Below are 1340 nucleotides of genomic sequence, written 5' to 3'. Positions count from 1 at the left end.
TAAACTTCGAGTAATTTAAACCAATCAATTAATGAAAATATATTCGATTAATCAACCAGTAAAAATCCACACAAGTTGTTCTTCATAATCTCTTAATGATCTTTCCAACACCTCGTCAGTGCCAGAAACTGGACTTAATAAACTTAACAACTCAGCACTTCGTGCTTCGTTCGTTTTCGTTTATCTCGTCGGTATGGGGTGCATTCTAGAGAAATTTAAAAGCTTTGCAAGCACATTTTATAAAGTTTTAAGAAAAAAGTACCTGTCTGGTTATTTTTAAACCAGATTGCTGCATATTTCATCTGTATTACTAAGTTTAGCTAAGTAATTATAAAAATAAAGTAGTCCACTTAGACTTTAAATCTATAAATAAAAAACCAGCCGAAGCTGGTTTTATAATCTTTTCATTTTATTGCGGTTTTTAATTGGCCTGTTCTGCCAGCCACGACATAAATTTTTGTCGTTCTGTTTTAGACGCTTGTTGCCACAGCTGAATCAGTTGCTGATCTGCACCGGCAACATTGCTAACAGTTGCAACGGGTTTGGTTGTCACGACTGCTTGCGGACTATACACCGCTGCTGGTTGTGTCACCGATACAGGTGCGGCCTGCGCAGATTCTGTTGAAGAAGTACTAAATAAGTTTTGTAAAATGCCACGGTTTAAATCTTTGGCTCCAGCCTGCTGCACCAGCAGCTGATTTTTCGCATCAAATAAACCGAATACCGGCTGCTTGGCAAACTCCTTGGCATCATCATGCGTTTTTGGTGGATTCACCAGCCCTAAACGGTATGTGGCTTTATCTTGTAAAACCGGAGTTTTAATATGCACGATGCCCGAACGTACAATATCGTGTGAACCAATGCCCGGATGCTCTTCAAAAAACTGTACATAACGTACGCTCAGCACATTCTCGCCAGGCTGCACGCTATAGTTATGATTACTGCTAAACAGACGGCTTTTCACTTCCTGACCATTTAAACCTTCAACCTTAATTTCTTCCGGTGCCGTAATGGTCACTGCGGAAAAAGCTGTACTACTTAAACTTAAAGCCAGTGCTGCGAAGGATAAACGTAAAGCCATGCTGTTCACTCTAGTCGATTGTTCAATTTTAGTTGCACTATGCAGCGCTGAAATGACAGTTTTATGACAAAAATGGGGAAAGCCCAATTTCTCTCTTTTTAGTGTCGTTTTGCCATAAAAAAGAGCGCTGAATGCCATTGCTGTCCCACAATTTTTCACAAGAGGAAGCTCATTTGAGCTTCCTCTTGTTTTATGGGTATTTTATCGGGTGAAAATAAAGCTTTTAAAGTTCTTCTTTCAAACAAATTCACTTGAATTA

1 protein-coding gene is annotated in these 1340 nt (G+C 39.2%); it reads right to left on the bottom strand.

The window, feature by feature from the left end; translation table 11 throughout:
- Positions 1 to 421 precede the first annotated feature (421 nt).
- Positions 422 to 1081: a DUF2057 domain-containing protein gene (locus FTU55_RS14925; RefSeq protein ID WP_005178385.1), complete on the bottom strand. Its 660-nt coding sequence runs from the start codon at positions 1079 to 1081 to the stop codon at positions 422 to 424.
- Positions 1082 to 1340 lie beyond the last annotated feature (259 nt).

This window comes from Acinetobacter sp. YH12117 (genome assembly GCF_013418865.1).
Classification (GTDB): domain Bacteria; phylum Pseudomonadota; class Gammaproteobacteria; order Pseudomonadales; family Moraxellaceae; genus Acinetobacter; species Acinetobacter indicus.
The sequence above is the reverse complement of the archived record's forward strand: the minus strand, read 5'-3'. Positions and strand labels throughout refer to the sequence as shown.